The 20999-nt window shown below is 71.6% G+C and carries 18 protein-coding genes; 12 read left to right on the top strand and 6 right to left on the bottom strand.

The window, feature by feature from the left end; genetic code table 11:
• The first annotated feature begins 82 nt into the window (after positions 1-82).
• On the top strand, positions 83-1513 hold the full coding sequence (locus ABZ899_RS33360; RefSeq protein ID WP_361353688.1) for an endo-1,4-beta-xylanase: 1431 nt from the start codon (positions 83-85) through the stop codon (positions 1511-1513).
• Positions 1514-1699: 186 nt separating this feature from the next.
• On the opposite strand, the gene ABZ899_RS33355 is transcribed toward ABZ899_RS33360, so the two are convergent.
• Both ABZ899_RS33355 and ABZ899_RS33350 read right to left on the bottom strand, forming a co-directional pair.
• Positions 1700-3877 carry an FUSC family protein gene (locus ABZ899_RS33355; RefSeq protein WP_361353685.1) on the bottom strand — a complete coding sequence of 726 codons (2178 nt, stop codon included), beginning with the start codon at positions 3875-3877 and terminating at the stop codon, positions 1700-1702.
• Between the two features lie 312 nt (positions 3878-4189).
• Positions 4190-5365: a glutathione-independent formaldehyde dehydrogenase gene (locus ABZ899_RS33350; protein ID WP_361353681.1), complete on the bottom strand. Its 1176-nt coding sequence runs from the start codon at positions 5363-5365 to the stop codon at positions 4190-4192.
• Between the two features lie 306 nt (positions 5366-5671).
• On the opposite strand from ABZ899_RS33350, the gene uvrA reads away from it, so the two are divergent.
• The 3 genes from uvrA (at position 5672) to ABZ899_RS33335 (ending at position 9518) form a co-directional block, all read left to right on the top strand.
• The gene (gene uvrA / locus ABZ899_RS33345; RefSeq protein ID WP_361353678.1) at positions 5672-8140 is read left to right on the top strand and encodes an excinuclease ABC subunit UvrA; all 2469 of its coding nucleotides are present in this window, start codon (positions 5672-5674) and stop codon (positions 8138-8140) included.
• A 173-nt stretch (positions 8141-8313) separates the two neighbouring features.
• The gene (locus tag ABZ899_RS33340; RefSeq protein ID WP_361353675.1) at positions 8314-8976 is read left to right on the top strand and encodes an SDR family oxidoreductase; all 663 of its coding nucleotides are present in this window, start codon (positions 8314-8316) and stop codon (positions 8974-8976) included.
• Positions 8977-9197: 221 nt separating this feature from the next.
• Entirely contained in the window at positions 9198-9518 is a 321-nt protein-coding gene (locus tag ABZ899_RS33335; RefSeq protein WP_361353673.1) for a DUF2795 domain-containing protein, read from the top strand.
• Between the two features lie 286 nt (positions 9519-9804).
• Here ABZ899_RS33335 and ABZ899_RS33330 read toward each other — a convergent pair whose 3' ends face one another.
• Complete coding sequence (locus ABZ899_RS33330) at positions 9805-11229, bottom strand: NAD-dependent succinate-semialdehyde dehydrogenase (protein WP_361353672.1); 1425 nt, start codon at positions 11227-11229, stop codon at positions 9805-9807.
• Between the two features lie 270 nt (positions 11230-11499).
• Between ABZ899_RS33330 and ABZ899_RS33325 the strand changes: the two genes are divergently transcribed.
• Together ABZ899_RS33325 and ABZ899_RS33320 are read left to right on the top strand one after the other, a co-directional pair.
• Positions 11500-11880 (top strand): DUF2267 domain-containing protein, encoded by a 381-nt coding sequence (locus ABZ899_RS33325; RefSeq protein WP_361353670.1) that lies wholly within the window; start codon positions 11500-11502, stop codon positions 11878-11880.
• Between the two features lie 151 nt (positions 11881-12031).
• Positions 12032-13216 carry a hypothetical protein gene (locus ABZ899_RS33320; protein WP_361353668.1) on the top strand — a complete coding sequence of 395 codons (1185 nt, stop codon included), beginning with the start codon at positions 12032-12034 and terminating at the stop codon, positions 13214-13216.
• On the opposite strand, the gene ABZ899_RS33315 is transcribed toward ABZ899_RS33320, so the two are convergent.
• Positions 13203-14093, bottom strand: a complete 891-nt coding sequence (locus tag ABZ899_RS33315; protein WP_361353666.1) for a LysR family transcriptional regulator — start codon at positions 14091-14093, stop codon at positions 13203-13205. The two genes, ABZ899_RS33320 and ABZ899_RS33315, sit on opposite strands and share 14 nt — an antisense overlap.
• 260 nt (positions 14094-14353) lie before the next feature.
• On the opposite strand from ABZ899_RS33315, the gene ABZ899_RS33310 reads away from it, so the two are divergent.
• The 3 genes from ABZ899_RS33310 (at position 14354) to ABZ899_RS33300 (ending at position 17115) form a co-directional block, all read left to right on the top strand.
• Positions 14354-15529, top strand: a complete 1176-nt coding sequence (locus ABZ899_RS33310) for an MFS transporter (protein WP_361353664.1) — start codon at positions 14354-14356, stop codon at positions 15527-15529.
• Positions 15530-15647: 118 nt separating this feature from the next.
• Positions 15648-16493 (top strand): aldo/keto reductase, encoded by an 846-nt coding sequence (locus ABZ899_RS33305; protein WP_361353662.1) that lies wholly within the window; start codon positions 15648-15650, stop codon positions 16491-16493.
• A gap of 13 nt (positions 16494-16506) precedes the next feature.
• Positions 16507-17115: an NAD(P)H-dependent oxidoreductase gene (locus ABZ899_RS33300; RefSeq protein WP_361353659.1), complete on the top strand. Its 609-nt coding sequence runs from the start codon at positions 16507-16509 to the stop codon at positions 17113-17115.
• Between the two features lie 40 nt (positions 17116-17155).
• On the opposite strand, the gene ABZ899_RS33295 is transcribed toward ABZ899_RS33300, so the two are convergent.
• Both ABZ899_RS33295 and ABZ899_RS33290 read right to left on the bottom strand, forming a co-directional pair.
• Positions 17156-18172, bottom strand: coding sequence for an LLM class oxidoreductase (locus ABZ899_RS33295; RefSeq protein ID WP_361353656.1), 1017 nt, complete (start codon positions 18170-18172; stop codon positions 17156-17158).
• Positions 18173-18334: 162 nt separating this feature from the next.
• Positions 18335-18712 carry a DUF2267 domain-containing protein gene (locus ABZ899_RS33290; protein WP_361353653.1) on the bottom strand — a complete coding sequence of 126 codons (378 nt, stop codon included), beginning with the start codon at positions 18710-18712 and terminating at the stop codon, positions 18335-18337.
• A gap of 559 nt (positions 18713-19271) precedes the next feature.
• On the opposite strand from ABZ899_RS33290, the gene ABZ899_RS33285 reads away from it, so the two are divergent.
• From ABZ899_RS33285 to ABZ899_RS33275, 3 genes are all read left to right on the top strand, one after another.
• Positions 19272-19721 carry a DUF1931 family protein gene (locus tag ABZ899_RS33285; RefSeq protein ID WP_361353650.1) on the top strand — a complete coding sequence of 150 codons (450 nt, stop codon included), beginning with the start codon at positions 19272-19274 and terminating at the stop codon, positions 19719-19721.
• 196 nt (positions 19722-19917) lie between these two features.
• Positions 19918-20484: a type 1 glutamine amidotransferase domain-containing protein gene (locus tag ABZ899_RS33280; RefSeq protein WP_361353648.1), complete on the top strand. Its 567-nt coding sequence runs from the start codon at positions 19918-19920 to the stop codon at positions 20482-20484.
• A gap of 431 nt (positions 20485-20915) precedes the next feature.
• Positions 20916-20999: Hsp70 family protein (locus tag ABZ899_RS33275; protein ID WP_361353787.1), on the top strand; the 84-nt coding region annotated here is incomplete at its 3' end.

Genomic DNA, 20999 nt, shown 5'->3' with positions numbered 1-20999 from the left:
GCCTCAATGATCCGCCTACAGAAAGCGCGCGCCTTCCCCCGCTCTTCGGCCGTTCCGTGAGAACCACGAAGGAGGCACCCCCATGGGCATCCAAGCCCTTCCCAGAGCCGCCGTCCGCCAGAAGATCCGTGGTCCGCTGCTGGCGCTGGCCGCCGGCGTCCTCGGGCTGACGACCGCACTCGTCGCACCCACGAACGCCGGCGCCGCCGAGAGCACGCTGGGCGCCGCCGCGGCACAGAGCGGCCGCTACTTCGGCGTCGCCGTCGCCTCGGGCAAGCTGGGCGACTCGGCGTACACGTCGATCGCGAACCGCGAGTTCAACTCGGTGACGGCCGAGAACGAGATGAAGATCGACGCCACCGAACCCCAGCGGGGCCAGTTCAACTTCAGCTCCGCCGACCGCGTCTACAACTGGGCCGTGCAGAACGGCAAGCAGGTGCGCGGCCACACGCTCGCCTGGCACTCCCAGCAGCCCAGCTGGATGCAGAACCTCAGCGGCAGCTCCCTGCGGCAGGCCATGATCGACCACATCAACGGCGTGATGGCCCACTACAAGGGCAAGATCGCCCAGTGGGACGTGGTGAACGAGGCGTTCGCCGACGGCAGTTCGGGCGCCCGCCGCGACTCCAACCTCCAGCGCACCGGCAACGACTGGATCGAGGTCGCCTTCCGCACCGCGCGCGCCGCCGACCCGTCCGCCAAGCTCTGCTACAACGACTACAACGTGGAGAACTGGAACTGGGCGAAGACCCAGGCCATGTACTCCATGGTCCGGGACTTCAAGTCGCGCGGCGTGCCCATCGACTGCGTCGGCTTCCAGTCGCACTTCAACAGCGGCAGCCCCTACGACAGCAACTTCCGCACCACCTTGCAGAACTTCGCGGCCCTCGGCGTCGACGTCGGCGTCACCGAACTCGACATCCAGGGTGCCCCGTCCTCGACGTACGCCGCCGTGGTCAACGACTGCCTGGCCGTCGCACGCTGCCTCGGCGTCACCGTCTGGGGCGTGCGCGACAGCGACTCCTGGCGCGCCAGTGACACGCCGCTGCTGTTCAACAACGACGGCAGCAAGAAGGCGGCGTACACCGCCGTCCTCAACGCGCTCAACGGCGGCACGACCACGCCCCCGCCGACCGGGGGCGGCGGCCAGATCAAGGGCGTCGCCTCCGGTCGCTGCCTGGACGTCCCCAACGCGTCGACCACCGACGGCACACAACTCCAACTGTGGGACTGCCACACCGACAGCAACCAGCAGTGGACCGTGACCGACGCCGGTGAGCTGCGGGTCTACGGCAGCAAGTGCCTGGACGCCGCCGGCACCGGCAACGGCACCAAGGTCCAGATCTACAGCTGCTGGGGCGGCGACAACCAGAAGTGGCGCCTCAACTCCGACGGATCGATCGTCGGCGTCCAGTCCGGCCTCTGCCTGGACGCCGCCGGCACCGGCAACGGCACCCAGATCCAGCTCTACTCCTGCTCGGGCGGCGGCAACCAGCGCTGGACCCGCACCTGAGACACCAGCCTTCGGGCACATGGTCCAGGGCCGCCGTCATGAGGACGGCGGCCCGTCCTGATGTGCGGCCACGGAAGGCCCTTCCGGCCCGGCGTGTGCCGGACGTGCACGCCGACGCCGCCGTCCCGACCCGGCCGGAAGACGGCTTCGGTTCCAGGAGGTGCGGCGCTCCCCGTCGCCGCTCCGTCACCCACTCCGGTGCGCGGACCCTGATCCGTCACCGTCCGCAGCCAGGGTCGTCCGCACCCGCTGGTCCTCGCGAGCAGAGCCCACGTCCCGTTCCAAGGGGGTGCGGCTCACGGCTGTCGCGAGGTCCTCCAAGGCCCGTTTCTGAAGTTCCGCCTCGCGCCGTACGACCGGGCTTCCCTTCCCGGCGGGAGCGCCCTGCCACGCGCGGAGTGCCTCCTCCAGGCGCCCCCAGTCCGGGTTCCTGTGCTCGCGCACATCGTCCGCCGCCTGCTCGACGTCCGCCTCGAGCGCCTCGGCGAGCCGCTCCGCCTCGGGGACGATACGGTTGTCGGCCCGCGGTACATGGCTCTCCATGAGCATCGCCGCCCGGCCGAACCGCTTGAGTGCCTCCTGTGCCTCCTCCGCCTCGCGCGACGTGAGACCTCGGGGGGCGACCGGTTCGTGCCGTGCCCGGTGGTAGGCCTCCTGCCAGGCGGCCCGTGCGTCCCTGCTTGCGAGCAGTGCCGTGCGCATGTCGGCGCGGTGTTCGCGGGTCGGTTCGGCGTAGCTGCGCAGCACTGCGGCGGCGTAGCGGCCGTCGGCGGCGAGCCAGTCCGCCAGCCGGCCCGGCAGCCGGGGTGTCTCCCATGCGGGGTACACCACGTACGCCAGCATGGCCAGGGCCCCGCCGAGCAGGGTCAGCACCACCCGCTCCGGGACCGTCTGCTCCCACGCCTGGCCGCCCATGCCGAGCAGGAAGACGACATACGCGGCGGTGAAGCACTGGGAGTAGGCGTAGCCGGTCCGGTTCAGCGTGTACGACAGGCCCGCCGAGAGCACCGCCAGCGCGGCGGACAGGTGGGCGTCCGGGCCCAGGACCCGCACCATGCCGGTGGCGAGCGCGACCCCTGCCAGGGTCCCGGCGAGACGGGCCACCGCACGCGCGTACGTCTGGTGGAAGTCCGGCCGCATCACCATCACCGAGGCGATGGGCGCCCAGTAGCCGTGGCCCAGGGGGAGCCGGGCGGCGATCAGATAGCCGAGCGTGGCCACCGCCGCCAGGCGGACGGCGTGCCGGAACACGGGGGAGTCCCCGCGCAGCTCACGGCGGACCGCCTGGGCGACGACCGGGATCAGCCGGAGCATGGTCGGGCGCACCAGGAACTGGGCGCTCGCGGGGCCGGGCGGCGGAGGTGTCTTGTCGCCCGCTCCGCCGCTCCCGGCGATGTCCAACGCCTCGCCGAGCAGCTCCACGAGCTGTTCGGCGGCTTGCCGCGCGGGGCCCTCCAGCACCTCGTGCTCCTCGTCGACGCGCAGGACCTCCGCGCTCCGGGGCGGTATCTCGGCGGGAGTGCCGCGGCGGATCGAACGGGCGGCCGCGTCCAGGACGTCGGCGGCCGCGTCGAGCAACTCCCGTGCTCGGTCCCGCCCGGGTCCCTCCGCCGGGGCGCCCACGTCCGGATCGGCGAGCGCCGCGACGACCGGCCGAATACGCTCGGCGAGTCCCCGGGGGCCGTGCAGGACGGAGGGCCGGGTGCGGGCCTGTGACGGCGTCACGGCGGCCGCGTCCCGGGCCGTCATCAGCGGCTCCGGGTCGAACGGCGCGGTCGGGTCGTGCCGCAGCCGGCGTGCGTAGTCCGCCACGGCCGCCAGAGCGTCGGCGAGCGCGTCACGATGCGCGCCCCAACGCCGGATCGGGAACAGCCAGATCAGCACGGCCTGCACCACGCCGCCGAGCGCGATGACCCCGGCGTGCTCCAGAGCCCGCCCGACGCTCGTGGGCAAGGTGATGGTCACCAGCATGCTGCCCACGGTCGTCGCCGCGACGATCCCGGCGGTCGTTCCGACGGCCCACGCCATTCCCGCGGCAAAGGCCCATACGGCCAGCAGCGGCAGGAACGTCACCAGTCGCCCCGCCGCCAGGTAGCCCACGAAGGTGCTGAGCGCCAGACTCGCGCCCGCGCCGAGCGCGACCACCTTGCGCGGACGCCAGTTGCGCTGGAAGGTGGCCCCGCCCGCGGAGTAGGCGCCAAGGGCGGCGGACGCGGCGTACGCGGGGGAGACCAGCCACAGCGTCGGCCCGATGACGAGGGCCACCCCAGCGGCCGCACGCAGCGCGAGCAAGGGCTCCAGCCGCGTCTCCTCGATCCTCAGCCCGGATCGCGCGACTTCCCCGAAGACCCGTAGCCGGCTCACGGGTGTCCGCCTGACCGGAACGTCCTGCCGTGACGCGTCGGCCTGGTCGAGGTGCGGCAACCGTCAGGCAAGGGAGCCTCCCACACGGCCCGCCGGCCGGCCGGCGGCCGCAGCCGCTGAGGGTGGTGCTGCCACGGCGGACACTCTGCTGGGCGTCCGCCGTCCGCCGTCCGTCCTCCGGGCCGGAGCGCGGGCCATCGTCGTCGGTTCAGGTCCGGCCGGGCGCGGCGACCGCCCCCGGCCGGAGGACGGGGGGGACCGCCACCCCCGGCACGGGGAGGGCAGGGGCCACGGCGGCCCCGGACGGCTCTCTTACCGCTTGTGGCCGTTGCCGTGTCCGTCGGGGTGCAGGACGACCTTCGTCCAGCCCTCGTCCCGGGCGTCGAAGTGCTCGTAGGCGGTGGGGGCCTCGTCCAGGCCGAGCTCGTGCGAGACGACGAAGCTCGGCGTCGCCTTCCCGCTGGCGATCAGGTCCCGCAGTGCCCGGTTGTACCTCTTCACCGGCGCCTGGCCCGTGCCCATGTGCTGGCCCTTGAACCACATCAGACCGAAGTCGATCGGGACCTTGCCCTGGGCCTCCAGCTCGCCCTGCGCCTCTTCGCCGCCGGGGTCCTGGGGCAGGAACACGCCCACCACGCCGATGTCGCCGGTGAACCTGACCGAGTCGATCAGGCTGTTGAGGGTAAGGCTGGCGTCCTCGTGTCCCTGGGGGTCGTGCGCCTGATAGCCGACGCATTCGCAGCCGTTGTCGGCGCCCAGGCCGAGGGTGGCCTCCTTGACGACCTCCGCCGGGTTCTGCTCGGCGGTGTTGATCGGGATGGCCCCGATCTCCTGCGCCTTGCGCAGCCGGTCGGGCTGGTGGTCGACCGTCCAGACGCGTCCGGCGCCCCTGAGGAGGGCGGAGTAGGTCGCCATCAGCCCGACGGGACCGGCCCCGAAGACGATCGTCTGGTCGCCCGGCTTGACGTGGGCCATCTCGGTGGCGTGGTAGCCGGTGGGGAAGATGTCGGCGAGCATCACGTAGTCGGTCTGCCGCTCGGCGGCGTCCTCGCCCAGGCGCAGCGCGTTGAAGTCGCCGTAGGGCACACGCAGCAGCTCCGCCTGGCCGCCCTGGTAGGGGCCCATGTCGGCGAAGCCGTAGGCGGCTCCGGCGAGGGAGGGTTCCGGCTGCATGGTCAGGCAGTAGTTGGTCAGGCCCCGCTCGCACTGCTTGCAGAAGCCGCAGGCGATGTTGAAGGGCAGAACCACGTACTCGCCGACCTGGACCTTTCGGACGGCCGAGCCGACCTCCACGACCTGGCCCATGTTCTCGTGACCCAGGGTGCGGCCGGGCTCGAACGAGGTGCGGCCCTCGTACATGTGCAGATCCGAACCGCAGATGTTGGTGGTGGTGATCTTGACGATGATGTCGCAGGGGTGCTCGATCCTCGCTTCCGGCACGTCCTCCACCGCTACCGTTCGCGGGCCTTCGTATACCGCTGCCTTCATGACGACTTCCCTTGATGTCGCGGCATGGGGGAGAGGGAGAGGGCGCGCGAGCCCGGCTCTCGGAAGTGCTGCGACGGGGTCCGTGGCTCCGGCACGCCTCTCGAAGGGGGCCGTTCACCTGGATCAGGTGCAACGGTCGTTCTGCCGCCGGCCCGCCGGACGGAGCTTCGGCGCTCCGGCGGCACTGCGTCCGGGTCCCCGTCGACCTCCGAGGCGAAACAACCACCACGACGACGTCCCGTTCCCCTCGTGCCCGGTGACGGCGCCTGTCGCGCGGTTCCCGGGGCGATCGGGTAATCAGGAGGGGTGGACGAGGACGCGACCGACCCCTTCGTGCATGTCCGGGGCGCCAGTGAGAACAACCTGCGGAACATCGACGTCGACGTTCCGCGGGACGCGATGGTCGCCTTCACCGGAGTCTCCGGTTCGGGCAAGTCCTCGCTCGCGTTCGGCACCCTCTACGCGGAGGCCCAGCGCCGCTACTTCGAGTCCGTGGCCCCGTACGCCCGAAGGCTGCTGCAACAGGTCGGCGCCCCGCACGTGCAGGAGATCACGGGACTGCCCCCGGCCGTGGCCCTGCAGCAGCGACGCGGATCGCCCAGCTCCCGCTCGACGGTCGGCACCATCACCACCCTGTCCAATCTGCTGCGCATCCTGTACTCCCGCGCCGGCACCTATCCGCCCGGGGCCGCGCGGCTGGAAGCCGAGTCGTTCTCACCCAACACCGCGGCCGGAGCCTGCCCGGAGTGCCACGGACTGGGCGTCGTGCACGACGTCGCCGAGGACCTGCTCGTCCCGGACCCCTCGCTGAGCATCCGCGAGGGGGCGATCGCCGCCTGGCCGGGCGCCTGGCAGGGCGCCAACCTGCGCAGTGTCGTGAACGGCCTGGGGATCGACATCGACCGACCCTGGCGCAGACTCAGGAAGAGGGACCGGGACTGGCTGCTGTACACGGACGAGCAGCCCTCCGTGTACATCGAGCCGGAGGAGGACCGCGTCGACTACGGCTACCAGGGCAAGTTCTGGAGCGCCCGCAAGCACGTCATGCACGTCCTCGCCGACTCCAAGAGCGAGAAGATGCGCGAACGGGCGCTCCGGTTCGTCGTGAGTGTGCCCTGTCCCGAGTGTCACGGCAGCGGACTGCGGCCCGAGGCGCTGGCCGTGACCTTCGCCGGACGCTCCATCGCCGAGATCAACGCGATGCCGCTCACCGAGGTCGTGGCGCTGCTGCGGCCCGTCGCCGGGCGGTCCGAGGCCGACGCCACCACGTCGACCGCCCGGTCCGGGGAGACGACCGAGGTCGCGGTCCGGATCTGCGGGGATCTGGTCGCGCGGATCGAGGTACTGCTCGGTCTGGGCCTCGGCTACCTCAGCCTCGGGCGCCGCTCGACGACCCTGTCGCCCGGCGAGGCGCAGCGCCTGCGGATCGCGACCCAGCTGCGCTCGGGGCTGTTCGGCGTCGTCTACGTCCTCGACGAACCCTCCGCGGGTCTGCACCCGGCCGACGCCGAACCGCTCCTTGACGTGCTGGACCGCCTCAAGGCGGCGGGCAACTCGCTGTTCGTCGTGGAGCACGACATGGACGTCGTACGGCGGGCGGACTGGGTCGTCGACATCGGTCCCGGCGCGGGTGAGGGCGGCGGACGCGTGCTGTACAGCGGCCCGGTCGCCGGTCTCGAGCGGGTCGGGGAGTCGGCCACGAGCCATTACCTGTTCGGTCGCGCCCAGCCGCTCGATCACCGCCCGCGCGCACCGCACGGCTGGCTGCACCTGCGCGGCGTCTCCCGCCACAATCTGCGCGACGTGTCCGTCGACGTACCGCTCTGCGTACTGACGGCGGTGACCGGCGTGTCCGGTTCCGGAAAGTCGACGCTGGTGACGCAGGTGCTCGCCGAGGTCGTCCGCGGCCACCTCGGAGTCGTACCCGAGGAGCCCGAGGAGGCCCAGCTGGAGGTCGACGTCCAGGACGCGTCGGGGGTCGAGTCGTTCGACCGGCTGGTCCTGGTCGACCAGCGGCCCATCGGCCGGACTCCCCGGTCCAACCTGGCCACGTACACGGGTATGTTCGACGCGGTGCGCAAGCTGTACGCGGCGACGGACGAGGCCAGGGCGCGCGGTTACTCGGCCGGGCGGTTCTCCTTCAACGTGCCCGAAGGACGGTGCGAGACCTGCCAGGGCGAAGGGTTCGTCGCGGTGGAACTGCTCTTCCTGCCCGGCACCTACGCGCCGTGCCCGACCTGCCATGGTGCCCGGTACAACGCGGAAACGCTGGAGGTCACCTACCAGGGCAAGAACATCGCGGAAGTGCTGGCGCTGTCCGTCGACGACGCCGCCGACTTCCTGTCCGCCGTCCCGGCCGCCTCCCGCAGTCTGGAGACGCTGCGCGAGGTGGGACTGGGGTATGTGCGGCTGGGCCAGCCCGCGACGGAACTCAGTGGGGGAGAGGCACAGCGCATCAAGCTGGCCACCGAACTGCAGCGAGCCCGCCGCGGGCACGCGCTCTACCTGCTGGACGAGCCGACGGCGGGGCTGCACCCCTCGGACATCGCGCTGCTGCTGCGCCAGCTGCACCGGCTCGTCGACGCCGGCAACACGGTCGTCCTCGTCGAGCACGACCTGGACACGGTCGCCACCGCCGACTGGGTCATCGACCTCGGTCCGGGCGGCGGTGACGCGGGCGGCCGGGTGGTCGCGTCGGGCCCGCCGGCCAAGGTGGCGAAAGCCCGCCGCAGCGCCACCGCGCCCTATCTCGCGGCCCGGCTCGCGTGTTCCTGACGGCAGAATCACGAGGGCGCGTCCGCGGGCCCCCGCGGCGCGACCCGGTGGCGGGGTGGTCTCGCGCCCCAGCGCGACGCGCGCGTAAGCGGACTTGGCGACCACCACGACCCGACCCGCCGTAGCGGTCCCGCAGCCCGGAGTGAACGGTCGCGTGTGGCAACAATGAGCCCATGCACTTGGTGATCGCGGGTGGACACGGAAAGATCGCGCGCCGGCTGACCCGGCTGCTCTCGGCGCGCGGCGACAACGTCACAGGGCTGATCCGCAACCCGGACCACGCCGACGACCTGCGCGCGGACGGCGCGGAACCAGTGGTGTGCGATCTGGAGCACGCCTCGGTGGAGGAGGTCGCCGGCCACCTCGGCGGCGCCGACGCGGCACTGTTCGCCGCGGGCGCCGGACCGGGCAGCGGCGTGGAACGCAAGCAGACGGTGGACCGGAACGCGGCCATCCTCCTCGCCGATGCGGCCGAGCGCGCCGGAGTGCGCCGCTTCCTGGTGATCTCCTCGATGGGCGCGGACACTCAGCCGCCGCCCGGAACCGACCCGGTGTTCGCCGCCTACCTGAAGGCCAAGGCCGAGGCGGACGCCTACATCGCCTCCCGCCCGGGACTGGACTGGACGATTCTGCGCCCGGGGCTGCTGACCGACGACCCCGGCAGCGGGCGCGTCACGCTCGCCGAGCACACCGACCGCGGCCAGGTGCCGCGCGACGACGTGGCCGCGGTTCTGGCCGCCCTGCTCCACGAGCCCAGGACCGCCGGGCGCATCCTCGAGCTGATCAGCGGGCCCACGCCGATCGAGGAGGCGGTGCGCGCCGTGGCCGGCGACTGACGCCGCACGCCGCCGATCACAACGCGCGCTGTGCCGGTGCGCGGTGTCGTACGTCTCTGATCCCTGGTTCGGGCTCGACGATCACCTCCTGCCGGGCGGGGTCCTCCCGGCCCAGACCCGGCGAACCGGTGAAATCCGGCGCGTGAAGGAGGTGAGTCAGCGGTCCTTGCCGGTTACCCGGGTGGCCCAGGATTCCGGATTCCGATGAGGGAGAAGGAGCCATGACTCACAGTACGAGCGCACAGGACGTGGTGGAGGCCATCAAGGACGTCGACTTCCCCGCCGACAAGGAGACGCTGATAGAAGCGGCGAGGCGGAAGGGCGCCGCGCCAGAGGTCATCAAGGCGCTGCGGGCCATTCCGCCCGAGCAGTACTCCAACCGCAAGGAGGTGGCCCGGTCGGTCCGTGTGGACCCCGACTCCGACCTGGGGCTGAGCCCGGCTCAGCGAGCCGAGCAGGCCCGGAAGGGCGGCAGGCCCGGACAGTCCCAGCATCTGCGCGAGGTGCCGAAACCGCCGGTCGAGGAGGAGCTGGACAGCTGACCGCGGCCGCTCGCTCCGGCCGCGCCCCTCAGAGTGTGCCGCCTCGCCGCCCGGCCGTCGCCGGCGCCGAGCGACGAGGCCGGAGCGAGTTCCTCCCCGACCTCGGGCCTCCCTGACCTCGGGCCTGACCTCGGGCCCTCCCCGACTTCGGGCTGCGGGCGAGCCACGCGGGGCACAGTGGTGGGGCCACGGCCCGCACGGGCCGGACCGGCAGCAGACCGGACCGGTAGAGGGGCGTCGCACCACTGCGGTGCGGCGCCCCTCTGCCGGTCGGCCGGGCCGTAGGTCAGCCCAGCACTTCCGCGATCGGGGCGTCGGCGTCCACGTAGCGCACGAGCTTGCGGTTCGCGAATTCCACGATGCCCACGTCGCCGAGTTCGCGCCCGTAGCCGGAGCGCTTGATGCCGCCGAAGGGCAGCTCCGGCCGGGACGCGGTCGGGTGGTTGATCCACACCATGCCCGCCTCCAGGCGGTTCGCGACTCCGCGAGCACGTTCCGGGTCGGCGGCGAAGACCGCGCCTCCCAGGCCGTAGGGGGAGGTGTTGGCCAGCGCCACGGCCTCGTCCTCGTCGGCGACCCGGTAGACGACGGCGACAGGGCCGAAGAGCTCTTCCCGGTAGGCCCGCATCTCCGGTGTGACGTCGGTGAGGACGGTCGGCTCGACGAAGGCACCCGGAAGGTCGGGCCGCCCTCCGCCCAGCACCACCGTGGCTCCCTTGTCCACCGCGTCACGAACCTGCTCCATCAGGAGGTCGGCCGCGGCCTCGGAGGACAGCGGACCGAGCGTGGTGGCGGGGTCGGCCGGATCTCCCGGTCGCACCTCGCCCATCCGGTCACGCAGCCCGGTGACGAAGGCGTCGTAGACGTCGGCGAGGACGATGAAACGCTTGGCCGCCACACAGCACTGCCCGGTGTTGCCCATCCGGCCGAGGAACGCGGCGTACACGGTGCGCTCGAGGTTGTGACCGTCCAGTACGACGAAGGGATCACTGCCACCCAGCTCGAGGACGGACTTCTTGACGTTGCGGCCGGCGATCTCGCCCAGGCTCACGCCGGCCCGCTCGCTTCCGGTCAGTGAGGCTCCCTGCACACGAGAGTCATCGATGATCCTCCCGACGTCCTTGCCTCGCACGAAGAGGTTGGTATACACCCCGGCCGGCGCACCCGCGTCCGTGAACAGCTGCTCGAGTGCCAGTGCGGACTGGGGGCAGCTGCTCGCGTGCTTGAGCAGGATCGTGTTGCCGAGGACGAGGTTCGGGCCCGCGAACCGGACCACCTGGTAGAGCGGGAAATTCCACGGCATCACACCGAGAAGGACGCCGAGCGGCTCGTTCACCAGCACGGCCGTGCCGTCGGGCACGGGCAAGGGGCGCTCTTCCAGCATCTCGGGGCCGTGCTCGCCGTAGTACATGAGGATGTCGGACGCGAGGTCGACCTCCGCACGGCTCGAGTCGATCAGCTTGCCGACCTCGAGGGTCAGGAGCCCCGCCAGTTCCTCCTTGCGCTCCCTCATGAGCCGGCCGGCGCGTTGCACGACGGCACCACGGTCGGCCCTCGACCGGGCACGCCAGTCCGGGAAGCCACGGTACGCCGCGTCGACCGCGCGCCCCACGTCCTCCTCGCTCATAGCTGGGAATTCCCGGACCCTCTCACCGGTGTACGGATTGACCGTGGCGATGGGGCTTCCCTGGGCAGTGACATGGGCGTCCATGGCGCCTCCCTGCAGTGGGATTCTCCGGGTTACCACTCCCGAACCCGCTCACACCTGCTGATTCCGCCCGATATCCGGCAAAGCCTGGCAGCTCGTCGTCGCCCCGGTTCGGGTCGGCGAGGCCCCGCACACCGCGGTGCGCGGAGGCGTCAGGCTGTGGTGGTCGTGCGTGGTCACCGCCGTCCGTGCGCGGGCGCGCGCCGGGTCGGCGTGGCAGGCTTGCAGGGGGCGCGCCGTTCGTCGCAACACAGCAGCGAAGGGGTACGACGCATGGACGAGAAGGAATTCCTCCGCACCGTCGCCGAGCGCACAGGACTGAGCCGGCAGGAGGCGGCGGACCTGACCCGGGCCACGCTCGAGACGCTGGCCCACAGGCTGAGCGCGGGGGAGGCCAGGGACCTCATCACGGAGCTCCCCGAAGGCCTCGCGGAGTCGGTACGCCGTGGGACCACGGACCGCATCGAGCGCTTCGGCCACCACGACAGCGTCCGGCGCGTCGCCGAACGCACCATGCTCAAGGAGGAGGAAGCCGACCGAGGTGTGCGGACCGTGCTGGCCGTGCTCCGGGAGGCGATCAGCGAGAAGGAGTTCAACGACCTGATGTCTCAGCTCGGAGCGGACTTCTCCCGGGCCCTCGAGTCCGCCGGGTGATCCCGGGATTCCTCGATACGCCGGCCGCGCCACAGCGGCACCGGCCCGGACGCAGAGTGTGCGCCGGGGGCGGACGGCACGGTGGGTGACACCCGCGATCCCTGATCCTTCGCGGCCCGCCACGGCGTGAGGCTCACACGAAGGTGTGATCATGACGGCTGACGTGCCCGAGACGTCCTCCCGCAGAACCGTACGCGTCGTGCTGGTGGCCGACCCCGGCCTGCCATCGGACATCGTCCGTGCTCTCGCCCCCCGGCTGCCGGCCCATCTGACCCGGGCAGTCCGTGCCCAGGTCAGATGGCAGGTCGACACGATGACCGCCCCGCTGGGCGGGAGCGAGCAGGCCGACGTCTCCGACATCGCCGAGATCGTCAGACGCCACCTGGACCGTGCCGTATGGGACGTGGCGATCTTTCTCACCGACCTTCCGCGGCGGGCCCGGCTCTACCCGATCAGCGTGGAGGTCGACACCGAGCTCCGGGCCGCGCTGATCTCCCTTCCCGCCCTGGGGGCCCGCCGCCTTCGACGGCGGGTGCGGCAGGCCGTCGTGGACGTCGTCCGAGCGCTGGTCACGGACGAGGAGACGCCCAGGCACCCGGAAGTGATCGGCCGCCCGCCGCGCGAACCGGTACCGGACACCCGTCCCGGCCCCGAGCAGCCCCAGCGCTATGTCGTGCCCGGCCTGCGCGGCCATGCCCGACTCGTCGCCGGCATGGTGTACGCCAACCGTCCGTGGCGGCTGTTCGGCTCCCTCTCCCGGGCCTTGGCGGGCGTGTTCGCCACGGCCACGGTCCTGTTCGTCAACACCGCCGCCTGGAACCTCGCCACCGAACTCGGCGCCGTGCAGCACGCCGTCATCACCACTCTGTCCGCCGTCGCGCTCACCGTGTGGATCATCGTCGACCACCAGCTCTGGGAGCGCGGCACCGACCTCCCCGCACGGCACCACCCCCTGTACCCCTACAACCTGGTCACCCTGCTCACCATCGCGCTCGCGGTGGTGGTCCTGGGCACGGCCCTGTTCGCGACGCTGGTCGCGGTCTCCTTCCTGCTGCTGGACGCGTCCGTCCTGCGCAAGTTCATCGGACGGCAGGTCGGCGTCGGCGACTACCTCTTCCTGGCCTGGTTCATCACCGCCATCGGGATGATCGGCGGGGCCTTCGGCACCAGCCTCGAAGGGGACGAGGAGGTCGCCGACGCCGCCTATGGACGACGGCAGCGTGAGCGTCAGCGGATGCTGCGGCAGATGGCGCGGGCGGAGCGAGACGGCCGCGGGAGTTCGGACACCACCGACGAAGGACGCCCGGGCGGCGGCCCGGGCGTCACAGGGCGATGACGTGGAGGTCGACCAGGTCGAGCAGCGCCCGCAGAGCCGAGCTGGGCCGCCGGGTCGACGACGTGCCGAGATGCATGCTCCAGCGGAGCACGGTGCCGTGCACGTCCAGGATGTGCAGGCCGGGGGTGCGGGCCACGGCGAACGCGGGCAGGAAGGCGATGCCCAGGCCGTGCCGGACGAGTGCCGCCCCCATGTCGATGTCGGGCACTTCCAGGGCCACCCGGCGTACGACGCCCGCCGCCGCGAACGCCCGGTCGACGACCTCGCGGTTGCCGTAGCCCGGCGGGAAGTCCACGAAGGGCTCGTCCGCGAGGTCCGCGAGTGTCAACTGCCCCCGCTGCGCGAGCGGATGGCTGGAGCTCACCACGAGCACGAGCGGCACCGTGGCCAGCTCCCGGGCGTCGATCCCGGCGGGTTTGCGCTCGGGCAGCGACAGGAAGGCCACGTCCAGGTCCCCGCTGAGCAGCGCGTGCGCCAGTCCCGCGGAGCCGGTCGTCGCCAGCCGCAGCCGGACGTCGATCGCCGGATGCCGCGCGTGCAACTGCCCCAGGAGCGCGGGCAGGTCCACCACCTCGACCGAGGCCATCGCGCCCACGTTCACCGTGCCGCGCAGCGTGTCCTGGGCGGCACGGACGGCGTCCTGGGCCGCCTGGGCGGCGTGCAGGGTGGCCCGAGCCTCCGGGAGCAGTGCCGCGCCCGCCCCGGTGAGCCGAACCTGCTGCGACGTGCGCTCGAACAAGGCGCAGCCGAGCTCGCGCTCCAGGGAGCGGATCGCGGCGGACACCCCCGACTGCACCACGTGCAGCCGACGGGCGGCGCGCGTGAAGCTCAGCTCCTCGGCGACCGCGATGAAGTGCTCCAGCTGACGTAGCTCCACTGGAGAAGTATCTCTCGCATGGCTCGACCCCAGCAAAAACATTCGTTGGCGTTGATGCTGGCAGGTGAGGAGGATGGAAGAAGCCATCCACTTCCGTCCGAGGAGGGGTACCCCTGCCTGCCGCACCGACGCCGCTGAGCCGTCCCACAGCCGACGCTCCCGGCGACCCGACCCACCAGATCCAGGCACTCGCTCCCGCCGGCCTGCCGTCCCAGGTCTGCGTCCGGCGCCGTGCCACGCACACGACCGGCTTCTGGTTCGTGGCGGTGGCCTTCACCGTGCTGATGGCCTTCGGCACCGCGCCCACCCCGCTGTGGCCGCTGTACGAGGCCCGGGACCACTTCGGCGCGACCACGGTCACGGTGGCGTACGCCTCGATGGTCGTGGGCGCGGCGGCCGCCTTCCTCGGACTGGGACACCTGTCGGACCGGCTCGGCCGACGGCGCGTCATCGTCCCGGCGCTGCTGGTCGGCATCCTCGCGTCGGTCGTACTGATGGTGTGGCGGGACCTGCCGGGACTGATCGCGGGCCGCATCCTGAACGGTGTCGGACTGGGGCTGATGGCCTCGACCGCGACGACGTACCTGCACGACCTCTACCGCGAGGCCCGCCCGGAACGGACGGGTTCGGTGCTGCCCGGCATCGTGGCGACTGCCGCCAACCTCGGCGGCCTGGCCTCAGGGCCCCTGGTCGCCGGAGCCGCCGCCGAGTGGCTTCCCGCGCCCCTGATCACCACCCAGGCGATCTTCACGCTCGCCATGGGGGTGTGCCTGGCGCTGGTGCTGTGCACCCCGGAGACCGTGGACCTGGAGCTGCCCGCGGCGGAGGCGCCCAGCAGGTTCGTCCTGCGCCCCGGCGGCCGGCGGACGTTCGGCGCGGCCGGTGCGCTCGGCGCCTTCGCCTTCGCGATCCTCGGCCTGATCTCCTCCCTCGGGGCGAGGGTGCTCCACGGCACCCTGCACACCGACTCGCACCTCGTGGTCGGCCTGGCCGCCTTCCTCATGTTCGGTTCCGCGGCGGCCGCCCAGCTGGTGCTGGGACGTCTCCCACTGCGCCGGGTCCTGACCGTGGGGGCGGTGGTCTTCCCGGTCGGCCTGGCCCTGTGCGCCGTCGCCCTGTACCACCCGGCGCTCTGGCTCTATCTGGCCGCCGTCTCCCTCTCGGGAGCCGGCTCGGGGCTGCTGTTCAAGGGAGGCGTCGAACGGGCCGGTTCAGTGGCCGAGCCCGCCTCGCGCGCGGGGGTCCTCGCCGTGTTCTTCGTCGTCGCCTACCTGGGAATGGGCCTGCCCTCCGTCCTGTTCAGCATCGCCCTGCGGCACTTCGCCGTGCAGACCGCGATGATCGGTTTCGCGACGGTCCTCTCCTGCGGCGCCGTCGTGTCGGTGGTCGTCGCGTTGCGTGATCGCGCACCCGGTTCCGGCGAGTTCCCGGCGTAGTCCGCTCACCCCTCCCGACCTCTTGGCGGCTTGTGGGACACGGCTGTTGGGAGACGCGGAACTGGGCACACGGTGCGGGTGCGCGGGCCACGGATCCGCGGCAGACGGGAGGCCCGAGATGTCTGCGGAATCGGCCAGAACTGTTGCGCTCCCCTCTGGTGAGGAGATCGCGGCGGCCGGGCAGGGCACCTGGTACCTGGGTGAGAACCCGGCCAGGCGTGAACAGGAGATCGCCGCGCTGCGACTGGGCGTGGACCTGGGTATGACCGTCGTCGACACTGCGGAGATGTACGGCGAGGGCGCAGCCGAGGAACTCGTGGGGGAGGCCCTCCGCGGACGCCGGGAGGAGGTCTTCCTCGTCAGCAAGGTGCTGCCCGGCCACGCCGACCGGAAGGGCACCGTCGCCGCCTGCGAGGGCAGCCTGCGGCGGCTCCGTACGGAACGGCTGGACCTGTACCTGCTGCACTGGCGGGGACGCTGGCCACTCGAGGAGACCCTGGCGGGATTCGCCGACCTGATGGAGGCGGGGAAGATCCGTTACTGGGGCGTGAGCAATCTGGACGTGGCCGACATGACCGAGTTGGTCACCCTCCCCGGTGGCGACGCCGTGGCCGTCGACCAGGTGCTGTACAACCTCTCCCGGCGCGGCATCGAGTGGGATCTGCTCCCCTGGTGCCGCGAGGCCGACGTGGCGGTCATGGCCTACTCCCCGATCGAGCAGGGGCGGATCCTGCGGGTCGAGGCACTGGGCGCCGTGGCCCGGGCCCTCGGAGCGACACCGGCCCAGGTGGCACTCGCCTGGGTGCTGCGACAGGGCGTGGCCGCGATCCCGCGTTCCGGATCACCCGACCACGTTCGGGAGAACCGCGGCGCGGTGGACCTCGACCTTCCCGCCGAGGCGCTCGAGATCCTCGACGAGGTGTTCCCGCCACCCAGCGGGCCCACCCCCCTGGAGATGCTCTGAAGGAGTTGACAGGATGACGCGCCCGCTCGTCGTCGGGCTGGGAGGTTCCCTGCGCACCCCGTCGACCAGCCTCACCGCACTGTGTGTGGCGGTCGAGGGGGCGGCCGACGGGGGCGCCGACACCCAGGTGCTCGACCTCAAGCGGCTGCGTCTTCCGTTCTACACGTCCGAGCTCGGGGCCCCTCCGTCCGCCCGCCGGCTCGCGGACACCGTTCAGGCCGCCGACGCCCTGCTGTGGAGCAGCCCGACATACCACGGGTCGGTCAGCGGCGCGTTCAAGAACGCGGTGGACTGGCTCGCCCTCCTGGCCGACCATGACCCGCCCTACCTGAGCAACAAACCCGTCGGGATGCTGACGACCGCCGGTGGAGTGCAGGGCCTGCAGGCGATCAACGCGATGGAGTTCATCGTGCGGTCGCTGCGCGGCTGGGCCGTACCGCTGGTGCTGGCGGTCCCGCGGTCCTCCCGGGTCTTCGACGGGGACGGACGCCTCACCGACCAGGGGGTCGCGGACCAATTGCGCGGCCTCGGCGCGGAGGTGACCAGAGCGGCCCTGCAGTTCCAGGCGGAGGGCACGTGCGACTACGCGCAGGAGCGGCCGTCCGGGGCCGCCCGGGACTGAGCCCGGCCCAGTCACGCGGGGGCGCCGGGGTCGTACTCCGTCAGGGCCCGGTCCGCTCCACGGTCCGGTGCTCGCCGCGCGCCCCGGAGCGCCCGGGCGGGAAGTGCGGCAGGACGTGTTCGGCCAGTTCGTCGATCACGTCGGCGACCGGACGGCGGCTGTGCTTGAAGTTGATCATCAGCTGGTCGATGCCGATGCCCTGCCAGGCCCGCATCATCGCCAGGAACGACACCCGGCCCACCGAGAAGCCCTGGTGGATGCGCCGGGGCAGGGCCAGCGGATCCTCGGTCAGATCCAGATAGGTGGCCTGCGCGTACGGCTTGAACCCGCCGTCGTCGCCCCGCGTCAGCTCCCGCCACCGCTCGATGTTCTCGGCCTGCTGCTGGAGCGGCGGGGTGTAGTACAGCCAGCCGTCCGTGTTGTCGGCGATCCACCGCACGTCCTGCCGGCCGCGTCCCGTCATCAGTACGGGGATCCGCCGGTACACCGGCTTGGGCAGCAGATCGGTGCCGCGCATCCGGCCGAGCGGCGACTCCACGTGCGGGAAACGGTGCTCGAGGACGACACGGAAGTACTCGAGCGACTGCCGGAACCTCTCGGCCCGGCTGTCGAGGTCCTGACCGAGGGCCGGGAACTCCACGGGCCGGTCACCGGTGGCCACCCCGAGCAGGAGCCGTCCGCCGGACAACTGGTCCACCGAGGCGGCCGCCTTGGCGGTGTGCAGTGGATGCCGCAGGGGCATGACGATGCTGGCGGTCCCCAGGGTGATCGAGGTGGTGCGGGCACTGAGCTGACCCAGGTACACCCAGGGGTCGAAGACCTGCCCGGCGTCGCCGAAGTTCGGGTCCAGCAGCGGCACGTCACGGACCCACACCGAGGCGAAGCCGGCCTGCTCGGCCTGCTGGATCCGCTCGATGTGCCCGGCCAGGGACGGCACGGGCCCGTCGAATCCCTCCAGGGGCGTGATGGCGCCGACGGTCATCCGACCGCCGGGATACGCCCTGGCCATGGCCGCGTGCTCGGAGAACGGCCGCTGCGCCCTGCCTTCGACGTCCACGGGTGCGCCGGCTGAAGGAACTGTCGATTGTGTCATGCGGTCCTCCGGCGATTTCATGCCGAGTCCGGGTCCGAGTCCGGATCCGGGTCTGCGTCGGACGTGTGCCGAGGCTGCCCGACCGAGGGTCCTCGCGCATCCCTTCGCCGACGTGGCGCCGACGACCTAGCCCGGGGCGCCGACGAGAGCCTCGAAGTCCCGGGGCAACTGGGACATAACATGGCGGAACTCGCCCCCACTGACGGCGTCCCTCAGGGTGCTCAGCTCCGCCCGTACGCCTTCGCGGGCCTCGTCCGGGCTCACCCCTGCTCGCCTGCTCACCCGATCGATGAACTCGTCGAGTCCGAAGCGCTCGGCCTCCGGAGTGGGGGAGACCAGCGGTTCCTTCAGCGGCTTGGGCAGTTCGGACGCGAGGTCCTCCGCCTCACCCCGGGTGAGCCGCTCGGCCAGGGTTTCCAGAGTGGCACGGGTGAGGGGCTCCGCCTTCTCCGGGGGGATAGGGGCGCGCTGGGTGACGGTGTCGAGAAAGGTCTTGTAGTCCATGAGGCGTTCCCCTTCTGATGCTGTGCAACTGCCTGGCGTGGCCCTGAGACAGCCACCGAAGGGTGCGTCGTGCGCCTGGTGGTTGCGGGCTGATGCGCCTCGTCGTGCATGCGCCTCAGCAGAGGCCACTTCCATGCTCGGGATGTGGGCCACTCCCTGCCTGCCCCCGACGGGCGGAAAATCGGCGGGCTCCGTGGACCCCCGAGCACAAGTGCGGACGCCCTCCGCCACGGCGAAGGGGACACCGCCACCGGTCTGCCGGATGTGCGTCAGGGCGCCGTGCCTGTGGGGGCGGCCGGCTTTCCCGCCGTCGCGTTTCCGGCCGGCCTGTTGGACGTCCGGAGCGTCCCGCGGCACGAGCCGTCGGGCGATGTCCGTCAGCCACACCGCGAGGTCGATGCTGTTCCGCCAGGGTAGGAAGGCGTGTTCTTTTTCGGCCTGGGGTGCGGAGGCGCCCAGCAGGCGGGCTCTGCGAATCTCGACCGGTAACAGCCGATGGCGGCGCCGGCGGGAGCGAACGACGCCGTCCGGTCCGGTTCCCGGTGAGGAGGCGAGAGGCATGGCTGTGATGGGTGTGTCGAAGTTCGAGAGGTTCTTCCGCGCCGCCGGGGGCCTCGACGTGGACAAGAGCGACCTGAAGCGGTACGGCGACTTCGTCGACGCCAAGCTCTACGACCTCCTGGTCGTCGGCCAGGCGGCGGCCAAGGCCAATGGCCGGGATATCGTCGAACCGTGGGACCTGCCGATCACCAAGGGCCTCCAGGAGAGCATCCACCGGTTCCGGCGGCTTGACGAGGAGGTCGAGCTGAAGCCGATCCTGGAACAGCTCGCCACGCACCCGCCCCTCGACAGGACACCCACCCCGGAGACCGAAGAGCGCTACCCCGAGATCATCGGCGGTCTCAGCGTCGCCCTCGCCGACACGTTCAAGATCATGTACCCGGATGTCAAGAACCCGCAGACCAGCCATTGGGACGGCGCGACCGCGGTGTTCGACCGGCTGCTGTAGCGGTCGCGCCCCGGTGCATGTCACCGATCCGAACCGACAGGGCGGCAGACGGACGCCGGCCCGTCGACGCCCGCGGCGACGGCCGGGCTCGGACCGAAGTCGTCCTCCGTGAGTTGTTCGGCGCTCCGGAAAGGGGATCCGGACGGGCCCTGCCGCTCTCGTCGTACGACCAGCGACTCGTGAACGGAGCCACACCATGACACAGGAACTGCAAGGGATGCGGGTGGCGATTCTGGCCACCGACGGCGTCGAGCGCGTGGAACTCGACCTGCCGCGCGGTGCGCTGCAGGGCGCGGGTGCGAAGACCGAGATCATCTCGCTCCATCCCGGCGAGATCCAGGCCCGCCAGTTCGACCTCAACGCGGCAGGAACCTTCCCCGTGGACCGCTTGGTCGCCGACGCCTCCGTCGACGACTACCAGGCCCTGCTCCTGCCCGGCGGCACCATGAACCCCGACCAACTGCGCATGGACCGCGACGCGGTGAAGTTCGTCAAGGACTTCATGGCCACCGGGAAGCCGGTCGCTTCGATCTGCCACGGCCCCTGGACCCTGGTGGAAGCCGACGCCGTGCGTGGCCGCCGCCTCACGTCCTGGCCCAGCATCCGCACCGACCTGCGCAACGCGGGCGCGGAGGTCGTCGCCGATCAGGAGGTGGTCGTCGACGGGCAGTTGATCACCAGCCGCAGCCCAGCCGACCTGCCTGCCTTCTGCGCCGCCATCGTGGAGCAGTTCGCCCGGGCGCACCATCCCACGCCCGGCTGAACCAACGGCCAGGTCGCCGCGGAGAGAGCAGCGCCGTTGCGCGGCGCCCGGGCTGGTCATCCGCGGCGGTCGCCTCCGTACGGATCCCGGTCCGTGGCGTGGCGCGGCCGCGTCGAACGGTCGCCACGGCCAGGGACAGGACCGCCGCGGCGCGCTGTACCAGCCTGGAGAGGCCTGTCCCCGCAGACCGACCGGTGGCGCCACTTTTCGACCCGCTGGGCGCAGGCGGACGACCGGGTGAACAGCCACGTTGGGGCCTGTGGGGACCGCTCGGCGGTCCGTCGGCGGAAGCGAACACGGAGGGTGCCCCCTCCACGGGCGGTCACCCGCGCAGCGGCCCCGCCAGCTGAACGAGTTTCGAAGCCGGGCGGACAGGGCCCGGAGGACGAACGGTCGCCGACGGACGTCGACAGCCGCAGAAGGAGTTCCTCATGGCGAAGGCAGTGGGCATCGACCTGGGTACGACGAACTCGGTGATCGCGGTGTGGGAGGGTGGTGAGCCTTCGGTCGTGCCC

It is taken from the genome of Streptomyces sp. NPDC046859, from assembly GCF_040645135.1.
Lineage (GTDB): Bacteria > Actinomycetota > Actinomycetes > Streptomycetales > Streptomycetaceae > Streptomyces.
Note: the sequence above shows the minus strand (reverse complement) of the source record. Positions and strands in the feature narration are given on the sequence as shown.

Excerpts from the sequence above, each read along its gene's own strand:
- ABZ899_RS33305 (WP_361353662.1), top strand. The coding sequence starts at position 15,648 with ATGTCTGCGGAATCGGCCAGAACTGTTGCGCTCCCCTCTGGTGAGGAG.
- ABZ899_RS33360 (WP_361353688.1), top strand. The coding sequence starts at position 83 with ATGGGCATCCAAGCCCTTCCCAGAGCCGCCGTCCGCCAGAAGATCCGT.
- ABZ899_RS33330 (WP_361353672.1), bottom strand. The coding sequence starts at position 11,229 with ATGGACGCCCATGTCACTGCCCAGGGAAGCCCCATCGCCACGGTCAAT.
- ABZ899_RS33290 (WP_361353653.1), bottom strand. The coding sequence starts at position 18,712 with ATGGACTACAAGACCTTTCTCGACACCGTCACCCAGCGCGCCCCTATC.
- ABZ899_RS33325 (WP_361353670.1), top strand. The coding sequence starts at position 11,500 with ATGGACGAGAAGGAATTCCTCCGCACCGTCGCCGAGCGCACAGGACTG.
- ABZ899_RS33350 (WP_361353681.1), bottom strand. The coding sequence starts at position 5,365 with ATGAAGGCAGCGGTATACGAAGGCCCGCGAACGGTAGCGGTGGAGGAC.
- ABZ899_RS33285 (WP_361353650.1), top strand. The coding sequence starts at position 19,272 with ATGGCTGTGATGGGTGTGTCGAAGTTCGAGAGGTTCTTCCGCGCCGCC.
- ABZ899_RS33320 (WP_361353668.1), top strand. The coding sequence starts at position 12,032 with ATGACGGCTGACGTGCCCGAGACGTCCTCCCGCAGAACCGTACGCGTC.
- ABZ899_RS33340 (WP_361353675.1), top strand. The coding sequence starts at position 8,314 with ATGCACTTGGTGATCGCGGGTGGACACGGAAAGATCGCGCGCCGGCTG.
- ABZ899_RS33300 (WP_361353659.1), top strand. The coding sequence starts at position 16,507 with ATGACGCGCCCGCTCGTCGTCGGGCTGGGAGGTTCCCTGCGCACCCCG.
- ABZ899_RS33280 (WP_361353648.1), top strand. The coding sequence starts at position 19,918 with ATGACACAGGAACTGCAAGGGATGCGGGTGGCGATTCTGGCCACCGAC.
- ABZ899_RS33335 (WP_361353673.1), top strand. The coding sequence starts at position 9,198 with ATGACTCACAGTACGAGCGCACAGGACGTGGTGGAGGCCATCAAGGAC.